The 17,732-nt window shown below is 71.7% G+C and carries 17 protein-coding genes; 13 read left to right on the top strand and 4 right to left on the bottom strand.

The features are described from left to right. The first annotated feature begins 134 nt into the window (after nucleotides 1-134). The 5 genes from AC0T5L_RS03450 to AC0T5L_RS03430 all read left to right on the top strand — a co-directional run bounded on the left by AC0T5L_RS03450 (nucleotide 135) and on the right by AC0T5L_RS03430 (nucleotide 6,195). On the top strand, nucleotides 135-1,640 hold the full coding sequence (locus tag AC0T5L_RS03450) for a glutamyl-tRNA reductase (RefSeq protein ID WP_476163860.1): 1,506 nt from the start codon (nucleotides 135-137) through the stop codon (nucleotides 1,638-1,640). Then, nucleotides 1,637-2,614, top strand: a complete 978-nt coding sequence (hemC, locus tag AC0T5L_RS03445; RefSeq protein WP_476163859.1) for a hydroxymethylbilane synthase — start codon at nucleotides 1,637-1,639, stop codon at nucleotides 2,612-2,614. The genes AC0T5L_RS03450 and hemC overlap by 4 nt, the downstream gene beginning before the upstream one ends. Before the next feature lie 104 nt (nucleotides 2,615-2,718). After that, entirely contained in the window at nucleotides 2,719-4,401 is a 1,683-nt protein-coding gene (locus tag AC0T5L_RS03440; RefSeq protein ID WP_476163858.1) for a bifunctional uroporphyrinogen-III C-methyltransferase/uroporphyrinogen-III synthase, read from the top strand. 51 nt (nucleotides 4,402-4,452) lie between these two features. After that, nucleotides 4,453-5,451 (top strand): porphobilinogen synthase, encoded by a 999-nt coding sequence (gene hemB, locus AC0T5L_RS03435; protein WP_476163857.1) that lies wholly within the window; start codon nucleotides 4,453-4,455, stop codon nucleotides 5,449-5,451. Between the two features lie 93 nt (nucleotides 5,452-5,544). Beyond that, nucleotides 5,545-6,195: a bifunctional DNA primase/polymerase gene (locus AC0T5L_RS03430; RefSeq protein ID WP_476163856.1), complete on the top strand. Its 651-nt coding sequence runs from the start codon at nucleotides 5,545-5,547 to the stop codon at nucleotides 6,193-6,195. Between the two features lie 29 nt (nucleotides 6,196-6,224). Here the strand turns inward: AC0T5L_RS03430 and AC0T5L_RS03425 are convergent, their stop codons facing one another. Continuing rightward, on the bottom strand, nucleotides 6,225-6,887 hold the full coding sequence (locus AC0T5L_RS03425; RefSeq protein WP_476163855.1) for a response regulator: 663 nt from the start codon (nucleotides 6,885-6,887) through the stop codon (nucleotides 6,225-6,227). Beyond that, a complete protein-coding gene (locus tag AC0T5L_RS03420; protein WP_476163854.1) occupies nucleotides 6,884-8,227 on the bottom strand; it encodes a histidine kinase in 1,344 nt (447 codons plus the stop codon). Before AC0T5L_RS03420 ends, AC0T5L_RS03425 begins: the two co-directional genes overlap by 4 nt. A gap of 201 nt (nucleotides 8,228-8,428) precedes the next feature. Here AC0T5L_RS03420 and AC0T5L_RS03415 point away from each other — a divergent pair, with 201 nt between their 5' ends. Continuing rightward, entirely contained in the window at nucleotides 8,429-9,112 is a 684-nt protein-coding gene (locus AC0T5L_RS03415) for an SdpI family protein (RefSeq protein ID WP_476163853.1), read from the top strand. A gap of 137 nt (nucleotides 9,113-9,249) precedes the next feature. On the opposite strand, the gene rraA is transcribed toward AC0T5L_RS03415, so the two are convergent. After that, complete coding sequence (gene rraA, locus AC0T5L_RS03410) at nucleotides 9,250-9,738, bottom strand: ribonuclease E activity regulator RraA (protein ID WP_476163852.1); 489 nt, start codon at nucleotides 9,736-9,738, stop codon at nucleotides 9,250-9,252. A gap of 250 nt (nucleotides 9,739-9,988) precedes the next feature. Between rraA and AC0T5L_RS03405 the strand changes: the two genes are divergently transcribed. The 5 genes from AC0T5L_RS03405 (at nucleotide 9,989) to AC0T5L_RS03385 (ending at nucleotide 14,260) form a co-directional block, all read left to right on the top strand. Beyond that, complete coding sequence (locus tag AC0T5L_RS03405) at nucleotides 9,989-10,690, top strand: phosphatase PAP2 family protein (protein ID WP_476163851.1); 702 nt, start codon at nucleotides 9,989-9,991, stop codon at nucleotides 10,688-10,690. A 123-nt stretch (nucleotides 10,691-10,813) separates the two neighbouring features. Further along, complete coding sequence (gene hemL / locus AC0T5L_RS03400) at nucleotides 10,814-12,109, top strand: glutamate-1-semialdehyde 2,1-aminomutase (RefSeq protein WP_476163850.1); 1,296 nt, start codon at nucleotides 10,814-10,816, stop codon at nucleotides 12,107-12,109. Nucleotides 12,110-12,149: 40 nt separating this feature from the next. Beyond that, nucleotides 12,150-12,785: a histidine phosphatase family protein gene (locus tag AC0T5L_RS03395; protein ID WP_476163849.1), complete on the top strand. Its 636-nt coding sequence runs from the start codon at nucleotides 12,150-12,152 to the stop codon at nucleotides 12,783-12,785. Between the two features lie 218 nt (nucleotides 12,786-13,003). Continuing rightward, the gene (locus AC0T5L_RS03390) at nucleotides 13,004-13,102 is read left to right on the top strand and encodes a 30S ribosomal protein bS22 (protein ID WP_013155353.1); all 99 of its coding nucleotides are present in this window, start codon (nucleotides 13,004-13,006) and stop codon (nucleotides 13,100-13,102) included. Nucleotides 13,103-13,327: 225 nt separating this feature from the next. Continuing rightward, a complete protein-coding gene (locus tag AC0T5L_RS03385; protein WP_476163848.1) occupies nucleotides 13,328-14,260 on the top strand; it encodes an NAD-dependent epimerase/dehydratase family protein in 933 nt (310 codons plus the stop codon). A 219-nt stretch (nucleotides 14,261-14,479) separates the two neighbouring features. Here AC0T5L_RS03385 and AC0T5L_RS03380 read toward each other — a convergent pair whose 3' ends face one another. After that, the gene (locus tag AC0T5L_RS03380; protein WP_476163847.1) at nucleotides 14,480-15,277 is read right to left on the bottom strand and encodes an HAD family hydrolase; all 798 of its coding nucleotides are present in this window, start codon (nucleotides 15,275-15,277) and stop codon (nucleotides 14,480-14,482) included. A 264-nt stretch (nucleotides 15,278-15,541) separates the two neighbouring features. On the opposite strand from AC0T5L_RS03380, the gene AC0T5L_RS03375 reads away from it, so the two are divergent. Both AC0T5L_RS03375 and AC0T5L_RS03370 read left to right on the top strand, forming a co-directional pair. Further along, nucleotides 15,542-16,699 carry a putative quinol monooxygenase gene (locus tag AC0T5L_RS03375; RefSeq protein ID WP_476163846.1) on the top strand — a complete coding sequence of 386 codons (1,158 nt, stop codon included), beginning with the start codon at nucleotides 15,542-15,544 and terminating at the stop codon, nucleotides 16,697-16,699. 252 nt (nucleotides 16,700-16,951) lie between these two features. Next, complete coding sequence (locus AC0T5L_RS03370) at nucleotides 16,952-17,650, top strand: LmeA family phospholipid-binding protein (protein WP_476163845.1); 699 nt, start codon at nucleotides 16,952-16,954, stop codon at nucleotides 17,648-17,650. Nucleotides 17,651-17,732 lie beyond the last annotated feature (82 nt).

Genomic DNA, 17,732 nt, shown 5'->3' with positions numbered 1-17,732 from the left:
GACTTCGACGATTCAGGGCCGTGAGGCCCGCATGAGCGGTGGGCGATGAGCGAGCGTGCGCCGCACTTCCGGGGGTCTGGCCGCTTCCTGGAGCATACGAAGACGCTGTGTAGTGCCTGCATAGGAGAATGCGGATGAGTGTCCTGGCCGTGGGGTTGAGCCACCGGAGTTCGCCGGTGGCGCTGCTCGAACGTGTCGCGCTGAACGGGGAGACGCGCACCAAGGCGGTCGGGGAGATGATCGGCTCCGACTCCGTCAGCGAGGTCATGGTGGTCTCCACCTGCAACCGCACCGAGGTCTACGCCGACGTCTCGGCCTTCCACGGCGGAGTCTCGGCCATCACCGAACTCCTTTCCTGGCACACGGGGGTCCCCCTCGGGGAGCTTTCCGAGCACATGTACGTGCACTACGAGGATCGTGCCGTCCAGCACCTGTTCTCCGTCACCTGCGGCCTGGACTCCATGGTCGTCGGTGAGGGGCAGATCCTCGGCCAGGTGCGCGACGCCCTCAAGGAGGGCCAGGAGACCGGCTCGGTCGGCCGCGTCCTCAACGACCTCGGCCAGCGTGCCCTGCGCGTGGGCAAGCGCGCCCACACCGAAACCCACCTGGACCACGCGGGCGCCGACATGGTCAGCTTCGGCCTCACCGTGGCGTCCGGCGGTCTGGGCCTCGGCCCGACCGGCGCCCCCCGGACCACCGCGGACCAGACCGTCCCGGCCGTGGACGCCGTGCCCCCAGCGGGCTGCCCCATGTCCGCCGACCCCGGGGACACCGCCGACACTCCCGGCCTCGCCCAGCCCGCGCACGGGCCCCTCACGGGCGTTCGCGTCCTCGTCCTCGGCGCCGGCTCCATGAGCGCCCTGTCCGCCAACACCGTCTCCCGCCAGGGCGCGGCGTCGGTCGTGGTGGCCAACCGCACCTTCGAGCGCGCCGCCCGGCTCGCGGAGTGCCTCACCGAGGCCTACGAGACCGTCGACGCCCGTGCCGTCGCCTTCGAGGAGGCCGCCGGCGTCCTCGAAGGCGTCGACCTCGTCATCTCCTGCACCGGCGCCCAGGGCCTCGTCCTCACCGCTGAGGCCGTGGCCGCCGCCACCGCCGGACGCACGCGCCCGCTGGCCTTCCTCGACCTCGCGCTGCCCCGCGACATCGACCCCGCCGTGCGCGGGCTGCCCGGCACCGACCTGGTCGACATCGAGGACCTGCGCCAGGCCGCGGCCACGGCCCCCGGTGCCGACGTGGGCCGTGACAGCGCCCTCACCCTCGTGCGCGGCATCGTCGACGAGGAGGCCGCCGAGTTCCGCGCGGTCCGCCGCGCCCACCAGGTGACCCCCACCGTCGTCGCCCTGCGCGCCCAGGCCAAGGACGTCGTGGAGTCCGAACTGTCGCGCCTGCACGGACGCCTTCCCGACGACCTCGACGACCGCACGCGTGAGGAGATCACCCGCGCCATGCGCCGTGTTGCCGATAAACTCCTGCACAGACCGACCGTGCGGGTCAAGGAACTGGCCGCCGCGCCGGACGGGGAGTCCTACGAGGCGGCCCTGCGGGAACTCTTCGCACTCGACCCCGGGAGCCCGGAGGCGCTGGCCGCTCCCGAGGAACCCGCCACCGCGGCACCGACCGCTCAGGAGAAGCCATGACCGGCACGCCCGCCCATGACACCCCGGCCAAGCTCGGCACCCGTCGCAGCGCCATGGCCACCAGCCAGTCGCGGATGGTCGCCGACGCCATCACCGAGCGCACCGGCCGGGCGATCGGGCTGGAGCTGATCACCAGCTTCGGCGACGTCACCAAGGCCCACCTGACCCAGCTCGGCGGCACCGGAGTGTTCGTCAACGCCCTGCGCGACGAGCTCCACGCGGGCACCGTCGACTTCGCCGTCCACTCGCTCAAGGACCTGCCCACCACCCCCGCCGAGGGGCTCGTGCTGGCCGCGATCCCCGAGCGCGACGACCCGCGCGACGCCCTGTGCGCCCGCGACGGCCTCAAGTTCGCCGACCTGCCCGCGGGTGCCAGGGTCGGCACCGGCTCGCCGCGCCGCGTCGCCCAGCTCGCACTGCTGCGCCCGGACCTGGCCTACACGCCGATCCGCGGCAACGCCGAGACCCGCCTGGGCAAGGTCGCCTCCGGCGAACTCGACGCCGTCGTCCTCGCCTACGCCGGACTCGGCCGAGTCGGCCGCGCGGACGACGCCACCGAGGTCTTCGAACCCGAGCAGATGCTGCCCGCGCCCGGCCAGGGCGCCCTCGCCGTCGAGTGCTCCGCCGAGCGCCGCGACGGCGACCTCGCCTACCTGGCCTCGGTCGACCACCCCGCCACCCGGGTCGAGGTCGCGGCCGAGCGCACCGTGCTCGCCGAGCTCGAGGCCGGATGCGCCGCCCCGGTCGGCGCCTACGCCCAGTACGACGCCGAGACCGGCCGCCTGCGCCTGCGCGCCGCCGTGGTCGCCACCGACGGGTCCAGCGCCGTGCGCCGCGAGCGCACCATCGGCCTCGACTCGCCTGAGGACCTGACCGCCGCCACCGCGCTCGGCCGGGACCTGGCCGGCCAGATGATCGACGAGGGAGCCGACCGCATCGTGGCGGAGGCCTTCGCGGAGAGGGACACACCCTAACCAGGAGCCGACGGCGGGCGTCCTCGGCCGGAGCCCGCCGCATCCGCAACCGTCCCGGATACCGCGCACCGGGGCGCGGGCGACCCACACAGAGGAGCCAGTACGTGAACGCCAACGCCAATCCCCCGCCGGAGGAGCCGCGTACCACCACGCGGTCCGGACACGTCGCCCTTGTCGGTTCCGGGCCGGGTGGTGCCGACCTGCTGACCCTGCGCGGCGCCGAGCTGCTGCGCCGGGCCGACGTGGTCATCACGCTGCGTGAGCCAGCCGCAGAGGAGCTCGCGGGCTACCGCGACGAACTCCTCGCCCACTGCTCCGAGGACGTCTCCGTGGTGGAGGCGGCCGAGTGCGGCGGCGACGTCAACGCCCTCGCGGTGACCCGTGCCCGGGAGGGACGGAGGGTGGTCCGCCTGTACTCCGGCGATCCCTTCTTCGGCTGCCGCGGTGCCGAACTGGTCGCCGCCTGCCATGAGGCCGGGGTGGAGGTCGAGGTCGCCCCGGGCGTCTCCGCCATCACCTCCGTACCGGCTTTCGCGGGCGTGCCGCTGATGAACGCGGACAGCCCCGAGGTGCGCGTGCTCAACGCCCGCAGCGAGGGCGGGGTCGACTGGCACGAGGCCGCCGCCAGCGGCGCCACCCTGGTCGTCATGGGCGCCGACGCGCCCGCGGGAGAGCCCCCCGAGCACCAGGGCCCCGGCTTCGACGTGCTGTGCAAGACCCTCGTCGCGGGCGGCCGCCCCGCCACCACCCCCGTCTCGGTCGTGCGCGCCGGGGGAACCACACGCCAGACCACGGTCACCTCCACGCTGGCCCGGCTGGTCGCCGACCTCAAGGCCAAGGACGCCAAGGGCCACCACGCCACCGCGCCCGCGCTGATGATCGTCGGCCCCGCCGCGGCCCGCCAGCACGACCTGTCCTGGTACGAGACCCGGTCGCTGTTCGGCTGGCGCGTCCTGGTGCCCCGCACCAAGGAGCAGGCGGCCGCCCTGTCCGACCAGCTGCGCGGCTACGGCGCGGTGCCCGAGGAGGTGCCGACCATCTCCGTGGAACCGCCGCGCACCCCTCAGCAGATGGAGCGCGCCGTCCGCGGCCTGGTCACCGGCCGCTACCAGTGGGTGGCCTTCACCTCCGTCAACGCGGTCCGGGCGATCCGGGAGCGACTGGAGTCCTACGGCCTGGACGCGCGTGCCTTCGCCGGGGTCAAGGTCGCCGTCGTCGGCGAGGCCACCGCCAGGGCGGTGCGTGCCTTCGGCATCCAGCCCGACCTGGCCCCGCCCGAGGAAGAGCAGTCCAGCGCGGGCCTGGTGTCGGTGTGGCCGCCCTACGACGCCGAGATCGACCCGATCGAGCGCGTGCTGCTGCCGCGCGCCGACATCGCCACCGAGACCCTGGCCGCGGGCCTGGACAAGCTCGGCTGGGAGGTCGACGACGTCACCGCCTACCGCACCGTGCGCGCCGCGCCCCCGCCCGCGCCCGTCCGTGAGGCGATCAAGGGCGGCGGTTTCGACGCGGTGCTGTTCACGTCCTCCTCCACGGTGCGCAACCTGGTGGGGATCGCGGGCAAGCCGCACAACACCACCGCCATCGCCGTGATCGGACCCGAGACGGAGAAGACCGCGATCGAGTTCGGCCTGCGTGTGGACGTCGTGGCACCGAAGGCCTCCGTTTCCGCCCTCGCGCACGCTCTTTCGGAGTACGGTGCCGCGAAGAGGCACGAAGCCGTCGAGGCGGGCAAGCCCGTCCTCAAGCCCAGCCAGAAGCGGCGCGGGCGCCGACGCAAGCTCTGAGCCCCGCCCCGCCGCCAGCCCGCCGCAAGAACCCACACCGGGAGCCCCGCGATGACCGCTTCCAGCAACGACGCCGTCTTCCCCGTAGCCCGGCCGCGCCGCCTGCGCCGCGGACCGGCGCTGCGCCGCCTGGTCGCCGAGACCCGGGTGCTCCCGGAGAACCTCGTCCTACCGATGTTCGTCAAGGAGGGGATCTCCGAGCCGGTGGCGATCTCCTCGATGCCCGGCCAGGTGCAGCACACCCGTGACAGCCTGCGCAAGGCCGCTCACGAGGCGGCCGCCGCCGGGGTCGGCGGTCTGATGCTGTTCGGCATCCCCGGCCACAAGGACGAGCGGGGTTCGGCCGCCGACGACCCCGAGGGGGTCGTCCAGGTGGCGCTGCGCGACCTGGACGCCGAGGTCGGGGACGACATCGTGGTGATGGCCGACCTGTGCCTGTGCGAGTACACCGACCACGGCCACTGCGGCCCGCTGCTGACCGACGGGCACGTCGACAACGACCTCACCCTGGAGCGGTACGCCTCCATCGCCGCGGCCCAGGCCGAGGCGGGCGCCGCCGTGGTGGCGCCCAGCGGCATGATGGACGGCCAGGTCGCGGCCATCCGCGCCGGCCTGGACCGCGCCGGGCATCAGCAGGTACCGGTCCTGGCCTACGCCGCCAAGTACGCGTCGGCCTTCTACGGCCCCTTCCGCGAGGCCGCCGAGGGCGCGCCCCAGTCCGGCGACCGCTCCGGCTACCAGCAGGATCCGGCCAACGCGCGCGAGGCCCTGCGCGAGGTCGCCCTGGACGTGGCCGAGGGAGCCGACATGGTGATGGTCAAACCGGGTCTGGCCTACCTCGACATCGTGGCCAAGGTGGCCGAGGCCTCCCCGGTCCCCGTGTCGGCCTACCAGGTCAGCGGTGAGTACGCGATGATCGAGGCCGCGGCGGAACGCGGCTGGATCGACCGCGAGCGGGCCGTCCTGGAGGCCCTGACCTCGTACCGGCGGGCAGGGGCCGAGCAGATCCTCACCTACTGGGCGACCGAGGCCGCCCGCATGCTGCGGTAGCGCGACCAGGCCTCATCCCGGTCGCGGTCGCCGGGCGCGGGCCCCACGACGTCGAGGCCGCGCCTGGATCACGAGGACCACCGGGGAGGCTCCATGGCCGAGGTTCTGCACCGACGTAAACGGCGCCATGCGACGGACAGCATGCTCGACGCCGCGCTGGGCTACGCCCGACTGGGCTGGCCCGTGGCACGCGGCACCTCACCCGGCCAGGACCGAGCGTGCAGCTGTGACCGGATGGGCTGTCCGGACCCGGCGGCGCATCCGGTGACGATGGCCTGGGGCGTGGAGGCCAGCACCGACACCGACACCATCCGCCGGTGGTGGACGGCCACACCGGAGGCGAACATCGTCCTGCCCACGGGACGGGTCTTCGACGTGTTCGACGTGCCCCGCGAGGCGGGCGTGATGGCGCTGGCCCGGATGGGCCGCTCGGGTGTGCCCTCGGGCCCCGTGGCGGCGGAGTCCTCCCGCTACCTGTTCTTCGTGGCCACCCGCTCCCCGGTGGACGAGGACGAGTGGTGGTCCTGCCACCTGGACTGCGTGCCCGAGGCCGTGGAGGACATGCCGGGCCTGCGCTGGCACTGCCGGAACAGCTTCGTGCTCGGAGCCCCGTCGCAGCTTCCCTTCGGCGGCCGGTTCACCTGGATCCGGGCCCCTCATGACACGGGTGGTCCCGTGGTGCTGCCCGACCCGATCGCGGTGCTCGGCATCCTCGCCGACGCCAGCGAGGAGTTCACCGGTTAGGTCGCGGGGAACGGTCCAAGGAACGCGGTCTACTCCTTCTGGCCGTTCACCCACAGGGCGAGCCGGGTGCGGTCGCGCAGGCCGAGCTTGCGCAGGATGCTCGTGACGTGGTTCTTCGCGGTGCCCTCGGTGATGAACAGGACGCGCGCGATCTCCCGGTTGGTGGCGCCCGTACCCACCAGTCGGGACACCTCCCCCTCGCGTTCCGACAGCGGTGACGCGGCCACGGGGACGGTCGGCTCCACCGGCGCGGATCCGGGGTCCGGACCCAGGGCGGCCACCAGGCTCTGGGCGGCGGGATCGCCCAGGACGGTCTCTCCCCGGGCCACCCGGCGGATCGCCGTCACCAGTTCGTCCGGCGGGACGTCCTTGAGCAGATAGCCGCGCGCCCCGGCGCGCAGGCCGCCGAAGACCAGTTCCTCGTCGTCGAACGTGGTCAGTACGAGAGCGGGTACCCGCGGGTACTCCGCGCGCATCCGGCCGATGAGGGTGATCCCGTCCATGCGCGGCATGCGGGCGTCCACCAGGGCCACCTCCGGGAGCGGGTCGGCGGCCGCCAGGAAGTCCAGGGCCTCGACCCCGTTCGCGGCGTCACCGACCACGTCGACGCCCTCTTCGGTCTCCAGCAGTTTGCGCAGGCCCTGCCGCATCAGAACCTGGTCGTCGACGATCAGAACCGAAACAGTGGTCACGCGGTGCCTCCAGCCTCGCTGGGGACAGTCTCTCGTTCCGTGACGCGCGCGGGAACCTCCGCCCGGAGACGGAAACCGCGGACGTCCGGCGCTTCCGCGCCCTCCGCGACCACGTTGCCGGTGGTCACCGTCCCGCCCGCGGCCTCGACCCGTTCGGCCAGGCCGCGCAGCCCGAAGCCGTCGCGCACCGCCCCCTCCGGGGCGCCGCCGCCGTTGTCGGACACCGTGACCGTGACCCCGTCGGCGCGGGCGTCCACCCCGACCTCGATCCGGTCGGCGCCCGAATGGCGCATCGCGTTCGTCAGACCCTCCTGGAGCGCCCGGTAGCAGACCAGTTCGGCCTCCTCCGGCAGGTCCGGCCAGTCGGTGCCGCCGTCGTCACCGGTGGCGGTGAAGGCGATGCGGATGCCGCCACCGTCGAAGGAGTCCGCCAGCGCCCGCATCGCTGCCATCCCCGCGCGTCCCTCCAGCCCCAGGGGGCGCAGCGCGCGCACCCAGCGCCGGGTGTCGGTGAGGGCGTCCCGGACGAGTTCGCGGGCCTGCTCCACCTCCTCCCACGCGGCGTCGGGCCGGGCGGTACGAAAGCGCAGCGCGTTCGACAGCGACATGGCGAGCACGGTCAGGTAGTGACCGGTACTGTCGTGCATCTCCCTGGACATGCGGGCCCGCTCCTCCGCGACGGTCAGCTCGCGCATGCGTTCGGAGCGGTGGCGCAGTTCCTCGTGCGCCCTCCCCAGCTCCCCGTGCGCGTCCTCCAGCGCGGCCAGGAGTTCCTGCGTGCGCTCGGCCCGTCGCGCGGCCACGGTCAGGCCGACGAACACCATCCCCGACGCCACCACGATGAACGACAGGACCATCCCAGTGAGCAGCCCCGACACGAACGTCAGCTCGGGTATCAGCAGGGGCAGGACGAGGCTGAAGACCAGGACGATGGAGCCGTAGCCGATCCCGCCGGGCAGACCGAACACGGCCACCGCGTTCATGGTGCCCACGCACAGCAACAGGAACGTCGTGTGGTTGCTGCTGAGCATGCAGAGCACCGTGAGGACGAGGAAGGTCGCACTGGCGGCCCTGCGTGGCCACGGCGATGTCGAGGACCAGGCAAGGAACGGCCACAGCGTGCAGCAGACCAAGAGGACGACGACACTGACGGCCACGGCAGTGTCGGCGGTCGGATCACCGCTGGGGAAGGGCAGCAGGCCGCTCAGGAACAGCAGGCCGTAGAGGGCCAGGGTGAGCGCCACCGCACCCCAGAAGAGCAGTTTCAGCACCCTGGGCGGACGGCTCTCGTGCAGCGTGACCCAGGAGGACAGGTCGGGCAGGGAACCGAGCGCGCGCATTCTTCGAGCGTAGCCGGGAAAGCGATGTGCGCCCCGCCGTGCGGGGGTCATATCCGAAGCACATTCTCACCATGACCTCTGGCATGCCCGGGGCCGCGTGAACGCTGTGACCGCACCATGCCGCACGCTCGATGCGCTTTCTTCCCCGTCCTCCCTATGGTTTCCGAATACCGGAAGAGGAGAGGAAAAGGAGTGGGTGGTATGGAGAGCACGACGGAGAAGAACACCGACAGGCCCCGCCTGCCCGTTCTGGGCATCCTCGTCGCGGTGGCGGTCACCGCCCTCATGGCCTTCGTCTCCTGGACGGCCTGGCCCGACCTCCCGGAGACGGTGCACGGCGGTAGGACCAGCCTGGACGGCACCCCCGACACGGTCCCCCGCGTGGTGCTCGCGCTGGCCCTGCCCGCGAGCACCGTGTTCCTGACGGTCGTGCTGTCGGCGAGCGCGATCATCGGCCACCGGGTCCAGGAGGCGCTGGGGCTGCCCGGCACGCCGACGGCGCGGAGCACGACCCGGGCCATGAACGCCGTCCTCTCTCTGCTGGCCCCGTTCCTGCTGGTGACGCACGGAGCCCTCACCTTCGCCCAGGCCGGATGGGACGTCCCGGTCGCCCAGGTGATGGGTGTGGCGGTCGGTCTGCTCCTGGTCGGTATCGGCGCGGGCGTGCCGAGGCCGGAGCCGAAGGACGGCCGTGACCACGTCCTCGTCCGCTGGTGGATGGCCGCCTACCAACCGGTCAGGGTCGCCGTCGCGCTGGTCGGCCTCGTGCTGTCGGCGGCCGCGCTGCTCGTGGACCATCCGCTGGTGTGGTCCCTCCTCTCGCTTTTGCTGCTCCCCGCGATGGGCCTCGCGATGGCCTATCCCCTCATCCGCGGCCGGGTCTGACAAGGCGCGGGAGGAAAGAGACGGGGGAAGCGAAAGGGTACGGGGCGAGCGGGCTCCGGGGACCGGAGCGGGGTGGAGAACCACCGGAGGGGGTCACCGCGGTGACCCCCTCCGGTCATGTCCGCTTGATCGTGAGTTCAGACCCCGATCTCCTCGGTGTTCACCACCACGCCGTCCTCGTCGCCGTAGAGCCATTCACCCGGGACGAACGTGACGTCGCCGAACGACACCGGCACGTCCAGGCGCCCGGCACCGTCCTTGAGGGACTTGCGGGGGTTGGAGCCCAGGGCCTTGACCCCCAGCTCCAGACCGCTGAGGGCGCGTGTGTCGCGGACCGCTCCCCAGATCACGGCACCGGCCCAGCCGTTGGCCACGGCGGCCTCGGCGATCATGTCGCCCATCAGGGCCGACCGGAGCGATCCGCCGCCGTCCACCACCAGGACCGCGCCGTCGCCGGGGGTGTTGAGGACCTGCTTGACCAGGCCGTTGTCCTCATGGCACTTGACGGTGCGGATCCGGCCGGAGAACACCTCGTGCCCGCCGAACCGGCGGAGCTGCGTGGAGCAGCTGCGCAGGGTGTCGCCGTGGTCGTCGATGAGGTCCGCCGTGGAGAAGTTCGAGGTCATGACAGCTCCGGTCTCGGGGCAACGGATGGACACCACCAAAGTTACTCATCGGTATCGACGATTCTTTCGTCGGCTCCGCACGACCCTTTCGTCGATACGGCACTTCTCGGTGGTTCCCGGGGTGCCGGTTGATGACAGGATGATGCCTTTCCCGTCATCATCCCGTGGGAGTCCCGTCACTTATCGGCGGAACGTCGCCCAGCCCCTTCCCCCAGCGCGCGACCCTCCCCGTACGATCCACTGGAGAGAGATGGTCTCTCAGATCTTCGCCATCAGCGCCGCTTGGTCCCGAGCCGTGATCGAGTTCACGGAAGGCCTCCCCCCATGGGCGCAGAACGCGGCCTACACGGGTACCGACCTCCTCCTCGGCGTGTTCGCGGTCCTCTTCCTCGCCGCCTGGTGGCGCGCCCGCTCCATGGGTCCGCGCCTGGTCGGCCTGGCGCTGTTCGCCCCCGTCGCGACCGTCATCGCCTACGTGGCCAGCCGCACGGTGAAGTCGTTCTTCGAACAGATGCGCCCGTGCCAGGCCATGGCCGACCTGGCCACGATCGCCACCTGTGACCCGGTCGGCGACTGGTCCTTCCCGAGCAACCACTCCGCGATCGCCGGCGCGGCAGCCGCCGCCCTCGTCCTCGCCTGGCGGCGCATCGCCGTCGTCGCCGTCCTGACGGCCCTCCTGGAGGCCTTCTCCCGGGTCCTCGTCGGCGCCCACTACCCGCACGACGTCACCGTCGGCCTCCTCATCGGTGCCCTCGTGGCGGTCCTGGTCTCCCTGGCCGCGTCCCGGCCGATGACCGCGCTCGTCGACCGCGCCGCCCGGAACGAGCGCCTGCGCCCCCTCGTGCGCGCCGACCGGCGGGACACACCGGACACGGCCCGCCGGACCGCTCCCGCCGTCGCCTCCGAAGCCACCGTGGACACCCCCGCGGGCGGCCGCACCGCACAGGTCTGAGCGCCCTCCCCACGTGCCCCGTCCCGATCCGGGACGGGGCACGGACACGCTCGGATCCGGCCGCCCGGGCGGTGCGGGGCGGGTCACGACTCCGGTGCGGGAAACAGCTGACACACTGGTTACGTGGGTAATCAACAGACTTCCGCAGAGCTTTTCCAGCGTGCCTCCGCCGTCGTGCCCGGCGGTGTGAACTCGCCCGTGCGTGCCTTCGGCGCCGTCGGCGGCACCCCGCCCTTCTTCGTGAAGGGGGAGGGCCCCTACCTCACCGACGCGGACGGCCGCCAGTACGTCGACCTCGTGTGCTCCTGGGGACCGCTCGTCCTCGGCCACGCCGCCCCCGCCGTCGTGGAGGCCCTCCACGGCGCGGTCGCGGCCGGGACCTCCTACGGCGCGCCGACCCCCGGCGAGGTCGAACTCGCCGAGCTGATCGTCGGACGCACCCCCGTGGAGAAGGTCCGCCTCGTCAACTCCGGCACAGAGGCCACCATGTCCGCGATCCGCCTCGCGCGCGGCTTCACCGGACGCAGCAAGATCATCAAGTTCGCGGGCAACTACCACGGCCACGTTGACGCGCTCCTGGCCGCCGCCGGGTCCGGACTGGCCACCTTCGCCCTGCCCGACTCACCGGGCGTGACCGGGGCCAGCGCCGCCGACACCCTCGTGCTGCCCTACAACGACGCCGAGGCCGTCGAGCGCGCCTTCGCCGAGCACGGCGACGACATCGCCTGTGTCATCGCCGAGGCCTGCCCCGCCAACATGGGTGTCGTACCGCCCCGGGCCGGGTTCAACGCCCGGCTCAAGGAGATCGCGCACGCCAACGGCGCCCTGCTCGTCCTCGACGAGGTCCTCACGGGCTTCCGCGTCAGCGCCTCGGGCTGGTACGGCCTGGAGGAGGTCAGCCCCGACCTCATGACCTTCGGCAAGGTCATGGGCGGCGGCCTGCCCGCCGCCGCGTTCGGCGGCCGCGCCGAGATCATGGACCGCCTCGCCCCGGACGGCCCCGTCTACCAGGCGGGCACCCTGTCCGGGAACCCGCTGGCCACCGCTGCCGGCATCGCCACCCTGCGGGGCGCCACCCCCGAGGTCTACGACCGCGTCGACCGGGTCTCCGAGCAGGTTCGGGCCGAGGTCTCCAAGGAGCTCGGCGCCGCCGGGGTCGCCCACCGAGTCCAGAACGGCGGCAGCCTCTTCACGGTGTTCTTCACCGACCGCGAGGTCGTCGACTTCGACACCGCGCGCACCACCGACACCGCGGTCTTCTCCGCGTTCTTCCACGCCATGCTCGACCAGGGCGTGTACCTGCCGGCGGCCGCCTTCGAGTCGTGGTTCTTCTCCGCGGCGCATGACGACGCCGCCGTCGACAGGGTGGTATCGGCGCTGCCCAGAGCGGCCCGGGCCGCGGCCGAGGCCCAGGGCTGACCCTGCCAACGCCCACGACCATGAAGGAAAGACACACACGATGACGACGACCACCGTCGTGCACCTGCTGCGACACGGAGAGGTGTACAACCCAGGCAAGGTGCTCTACGGAAGACTCCCTGACTTCCACCTCAGCGACCGGGGCCAGCAGATGGCCGAGATGGCCGCCGAGTGGTTCGACGGCCACGACATCGCGGCACTGTTCTCCTCGCCGATGGACCGCACCCAGGAGACGGCCGTTCCCCTCCAGAAGGCGACGGACCTGCCCGTCACCCTGGACGATCGGTTCATCGAGGCGGCCAACAAGTTCGAGGGCATGGCGCTGTCACGGCGCTCGGTGCGCGATCCCCGCGTGTTCAGCCGGGTCTACAATCCGTTCCTGCCGTCCTGGGGAGAGCCCTACACCGAGATCGTCGCCCGCATGGTGGAGGCCGTCAAGGTCGCCCGTCGCGCCGCGTGGGGGCGCGAAGCCGTGTGCGTCAGCCACCAGCTGCCGATCTGGATGGCGCGCCGCGCGTCCGAGGGGAAGCGCCTGTGGCACCGGCCGGACCTGCGCGAGTGCAACCTGGCGAGCGTGACCTCGTTGACCTTCGTCGAGCAGCGCCTGACCAGCGTAAGTTACGCTGAGCCGGCCGCCGCCCTGTACAAGGACGAGCCCCCGCTTCCGGGGGCGTGAGTCGGAGCGCTTACCCATGGCGGTAAGCTGGTGCTTCGGGTGCGGTGGGTGCGCTCTCCAGCGCTGGCCTCCCCGGGCTCGTCCCGGTCGCACCGGCCACCTCGCGTCCTGCGCGTCGGTGCTCAGTGGGCCCAGCGGCCGCATCCGAGTTCCTTGCCGGTTTTCACCGCCCAGCGGTGCGGCATGTCCGTAACTCTCGTTAGCGAGAAGGTGATCCCGTGGGTTCCGTCATCAAGAAGCGCCGTAAGCGGATGGCGAAGAAGAAGCACCGCAAGCTGCTCAAGCGCACGCGTGTCGCGCGTCGCAACAAGAAGTAGGACGGTCGCGGCGAACGTCGTCTCTCCGCGGGCGCGGGCGCGCCACAGGCACGTCCCCGGGCGCGGAGACACCTTCGTCCTTGCGCGGCCTTTGCCGCAGCAATGGAATTTTCTGGGTGAGGTGCTGTTGTGCCTCACGGGTCGCGGTCGCCGGTTCACCCTCAGGGTGAACGGTCCGCGGGCCTACCGGAACAGTTCCCGTCTCCTTTCAAGGAACGTGTCGCCATGGCTCGTGTCGTACTCGTCACCGGGGTTTCCAGCCCTTTGGCCGCCAGGGTCGCGCAGGCCCTGCGCGAGGAGCCCGGTGTCCGTCGGGTGATCGGTGCGGACTCCTCACCGCCGCCCACGGACACGGGGGTCGAGTACGCCCACGTCGACCTGCACGACGGGAGCCTGGACAGGATCGTCACCGACTCCGGTGCCGATCTCGTCCTACATCTGGGCCTGGACACCGAGAACAGCCCGAACCGGGAGGACAACGTCCTGGGCACCATGCGGGTGCTCGGTGCGGCCCAGCGTTCCACGAGCGTCCGGCGCCTGGTGGTGCGGTCCAGCGCCACCCTGGACGCCGACGACACGGCCGAGGTCGAGCGGCACACCCGCGGCCTGCAACGCCGTCGCCCCGACCTGTCGGTGGCCGTGCTGAGGTTCGCCAACCTCATCGGTCCCTCTGTGCGCACTCCCCTCACCCGTTATCTGGACTCACGCTTCGTGCCCACGGTGCTCGGCAGTGATCCTCACGTGCAGTTCCTGCACGAGGACGACGGCGCCGAGGCGCTGGTGCGTATGGCACTCAGCGACAGCACGGGGTTCTTCGACGTGGCGGGATCGGACCCGGTCCCGCTTTCGCACTGCCTGCGCCGTGTCGGCGGCCAGCGGCTCCCCGTTCCCGCGCGCGGTCTCAAGGTGTTGCGCGGGTTGGCCAAGCACGGCCGGATCGCCTACGCGAGCTCCAGTACCTACCGCGCTGTGCAGGCGGGGCTGAACACCTCCGGGATGGAGTCCGACTCCCTGGAACGGGAACTGGACTGGGCGCCCGCCTACAGCTCGGTGGAGGCCTTCGACGCCTACGCCGACAGCCGCCGCTCGTCCTCGCGAGGTGGTGGCCTGCGGCCCGTTCACGTGCTCGCGCTCGCCAGAAGCACGCTGAGACGCTGAGCACCCCTCACCCGGCTTTGGGTGCGGCCCGACTCCGGAAACGTTCAGTCAGGGCACCTGAGAGCTTTTGGGGCAATCAGTACCTTTTCTGGCCCGAGTCCCTCGCACGCGGTCCAGCGGCTGGCGCCCGGCTCCTCCACGGCCTGTGGACGGTGGACGAAGGTCCGCCACCGCATGGCCCCCGGTCGGCACCGACCACCCTCGCGAACGCCCTCCTCCTCAGCCCGCTCTGTGGTGCCTCACCGCACGCAGCGCCACCGCGCCCGCGACCGCGCCCGCCATGGCGGCCGGAACGGCGACCCGCAGCGCGGCCCGGTGCCGCCGGAAGTCGTGCACCGGCCACCCGTGCGTACGCGCGTACCGGCGCAGGTCGGCGTCCGGGTTGACCGCGTGCGGGCGTCCCACCAGGGACAGCAGCGGCAGGTCGTTGGAGGAGTCGCTGTAGGCGGAGCAGGACGCCAGGTCCCATCCCTCCTGCCGCGCCAGTGAGCGCACCGCCACGGCCTTGGACGGACCGTGCAGCAGGTCCCCGTTCAACCGCCCCGTGTACACCCCGTCCACGCATTCGGCCTCGGTGCCCAGCGCCCCGGTCAGACCCAGCCGCCGCCGGATGATCTGCGCCAGCTCCACCGGTGTCGCCGTCACCAGCCACACCGGCCGTCCCGCGTCCAGGTGCCCCTGGACCAGTGCCCGGGTCCCCTCCCAGATCCGGTCGGCCATGGTGTCGTCGTAGATCTCCTCGCACAGGGCGACGAGGTCGTTCACATCGTGCCCCGCCACGAAGGCCAGCGCGGACTCGCGCGCGGCGTTGATGTGCTCGGGCTGCTCGCTTCCGGTCACCCGGAACACCGTCTGGCCCCACGCGAACCGCACCAGGTCGCGGGTGGTGAACAGGTCACGGGAGGCCAGGCCGCGGGCGAAGTGGTAGATCGAGGCACCCCGCATCAGGGTGTTGTCCACGTCGAAGAAGGCGGCCCCGGGGCCGTTCGGAGGCGGGGGCGCGGCGTCGTGTGACACGGTTCTCTCCTGGCTTGGGCGGGGGAGACGGCCCTCCGGTGCGGTCGGGCCTGCGGCGCAGGGGTGGCGCTCCCCGCGTAGTGCGAGCCTACGGCCACCCGCGGTGCGGGTTCGGCCACTGGGATGCGTCGGTAAAGCTGGTGAGGAAGATCACAGTGTGAATCCCTCTAGGGGCCTCCAGTCTGCGGGATCTTCCCCGAAGCGAACCTCCCATACCCGTACCGAGTGCACATCCACCCGCTGGCGTGCAGCATCATTGTCGGGATGGTGACGGTAGGACTGGCATTCATAAGCGCGTTGGTGGGCTGGAGCGCCACCGCCGCGCTCGCCGCGTATGCACAGCGCCGTCCCAGTGTGGCCGCCGTCGGTTGGCTCATCGCCGCACTGGGTACGACGGTCGGCCTCAGCGCGGGCGTGGTCGGGGCGATGTTCGACTTCGGCGAGACCACCTTCCGACTGCTGCACATCGGTATCAGCCTCATGGGCCCGCTCTACATGGCCTGGGGCGCCTTCGAGTACGGCGTCCGCTCGCCTCGCGGCCGGTTCACCTCGCGCCTGTTCCTCAGCGCGTTCACCATCGTTCCCCTGGTGGTGCTGTTCGTCGACCGGGTGAGTACCCGCTTCGGCGACTCCTACCCCGCCCTGGGCGACCACTACGACCTCATCCCGCGCTCGCTCGCCAACGCCGCGCAGGCGTTCGTCGCGGTCCTCCTCGTCATCGCGTTCGTCGCGGTCGCCAGACGCGACTCCGCCAGCCGCGGCACCGACCTGTCGGTGCTGGGGCTGGTCGCCCTGGCCGCGGTGCTCTCCGTCGTGGCCGGCCGTTTCGGCCTCGGGGCAGGAGGGCCGCTGCTGATGCTCGGCGCCGTCTCCGCCATGTGGGGTGCGGCCGCCCTGGCCGCGCGTCCCCGCCGTGACCCGTACGACGACGATGACTACGACGGCTACGAGGACTACGAGGACTACGACGGCGCGGACGAGGACTTCGACGACGACCTCCTGGAGGAACCCGTGCGCCGTAAGCGTCGCGAAGCCGACCCCTACGACGACTACTACGACGGCCCGCCGGTTCGTCAGGCACCGCCTGCGAAGCTGCGCGGCGTCATCACCATCTACACGCTCGCCGACGGACGGGCGCAGGGATTCGACCGCATCGCCGACGCCGTCGTGGCGCAGGTGTCCGCCCGGGAGCCCGACACCCTGCTGTTCGCCTGCCACACGGTGCCCAGCGCTCCGCTACAGCGCATCGTCTACGCGATCTACAGCGACGAGCTGGCGCAGGAGGAGCACGAGCGGCAGCCGCACGTCCTGGAGTTCGCCCGCCTCAGCCCCCAGTACGTGGTCGCCACCAACGTGATCGAACTCTCCCTCGCGGGCGCGGCGGCCAGTGACGGCCTCGCCGCGATGCTGATGCCCCGCTGAAGCCCGGTCCTCGGTCCCGGGAAACCCCGCGACCGCCCCGCTCCGTGATCGGGGAATGTCTCAGATCGGTGTACTTGTGCAGGTACGACGAACTACCGGAAGGCCCCAGGCGTCCGATCCCGGGTGAAGTACCCTTCCCTACAGGTTTTCCATGACCGGCGCCCGTCGGGCGCCGATGGCGTGTGACCGAGACCGGCGGGACGATCCAGCCGCGAGGCGCGCCGGAACGAAAGAAAGTGTGTTGGATCTCCGATGCGTAAGTTCCTCGTCGTCCTCCTCGCCCTCCTGGCGGCCCTCGTGGTGGCGGCCGACGTGGGAGCGCGCAGCTTCGCGCAGAACATGGTCGCGCGCCAGATGACCCAGCAGCTCCAGATGTCGGAGGAGCCCGAGGTCTCCATCGAGGGCTGGGCCTTCCTGCCGCAGGCGGTCAGCGGCACCTACTCCGAGATCAACATCACCGCGGCCTCCGCCACCATGGACGGTGTCACCGTCGAGCAGGTCGACGTCACCGCCACCGACATCGATGCCCCCCTCGCGGACCTGCTCGACCAGCCCAGTGTTGTGGCCGGGCGGCTGGACGGCTCCTTCACCGTCCCCTACTCCTACTTCAACGCCTATCTGCCTGAGGGAATCACCGTCGCCACCGAGGGCGGAGAGCCCCGCATCAGCGGAGAGCTGGCCCTGCCCGGGTCCGGTATCAGCACCTCCGTCGACGCCAGCGGCGAGTTCACCGTGGACGGCGACACCGTGACCGTCGCCCCCACCGACATCCAGATCGGTGACGCCCCCTCCGGCGCCGGCGACGTGGTCTCGGGCATGCTCACCTCCAGCTTCCAGATCCCCCCGCTGCCCCTGGGCCTGACCGCCACCGACATGGAGTCCACCTCCAGCGGCCTGCGGATCACCGGCACCGGCTCCGACATCCCCCTGATGGACGCCGAGGCGGCCTGATGGACCTGCCCGGCGTCGTCGTGCTCGCGGCGACACTGCTCCTGGGCACCGTCGCCGGAATAGTGTGGCGGCGGGGCCTGGG

It is taken from the genome of Nocardiopsis sp. TRM 82005 (assembly GCF_056312425.1).
Note: the sequence above shows the minus strand (reverse complement) of the source record. Positions and strands in the feature narration are given on the sequence as shown.

Bases quoted from the DNA above. Each gene is read 5' to 3' on its own strand.
- AC0T5L_RS03450 (WP_476163860.1), top strand. From the start codon at position 135: ATGAGTGTCCTGGCCGTGGGGTTGAGCCACCGGAGTTCGCCGGTGGCG.
- hemC (WP_476163859.1), top strand. From the start codon at position 1,637: ATGACCGGCACGCCCGCCCATGACACCCCGGCCAAGCTCGGCACCCGT.
- hemB (WP_476163857.1), top strand. From the start codon at position 4,453: ATGACCGCTTCCAGCAACGACGCCGTCTTCCCCGTAGCCCGGCCGCGC.
- AC0T5L_RS03430 (WP_476163856.1), top strand. From the start codon at position 5,545: ATGGCCGAGGTTCTGCACCGACGTAAACGGCGCCATGCGACGGACAGC.
- AC0T5L_RS03420 (WP_476163854.1), bottom strand. From the start codon at position 8,227: ATGCGCGCGCTCGGTTCCCTGCCCGACCTGTCCTCCTGGGTCACGCTG.
- AC0T5L_RS03415 (WP_476163853.1), top strand. From the start codon at position 8,429: ATGGAGAGCACGACGGAGAAGAACACCGACAGGCCCCGCCTGCCCGTT.
- rraA (WP_476163852.1), bottom strand. From the start codon at position 9,738: ATGACCTCGAACTTCTCCACGGCGGACCTCATCGACGACCACGGCGAC.
- AC0T5L_RS03405 (WP_476163851.1), top strand. From the start codon at position 9,989: ATGGTCTCTCAGATCTTCGCCATCAGCGCCGCTTGGTCCCGAGCCGTG.
- AC0T5L_RS03395 (WP_476163849.1), top strand. From the start codon at position 12,150: ATGACGACGACCACCGTCGTGCACCTGCTGCGACACGGAGAGGTGTAC.
- AC0T5L_RS03385 (WP_476163848.1), top strand. From the start codon at position 13,328: ATGGCTCGTGTCGTACTCGTCACCGGGGTTTCCAGCCCTTTGGCCGCC.
- AC0T5L_RS03375 (WP_476163846.1), top strand. From the start codon at position 15,542: ATGGTGACGGTAGGACTGGCATTCATAAGCGCGTTGGTGGGCTGGAGC.
- AC0T5L_RS03370 (WP_476163845.1), top strand. From the start codon at position 16,952: ATGCGTAAGTTCCTCGTCGTCCTCCTCGCCCTCCTGGCGGCCCTCGTG.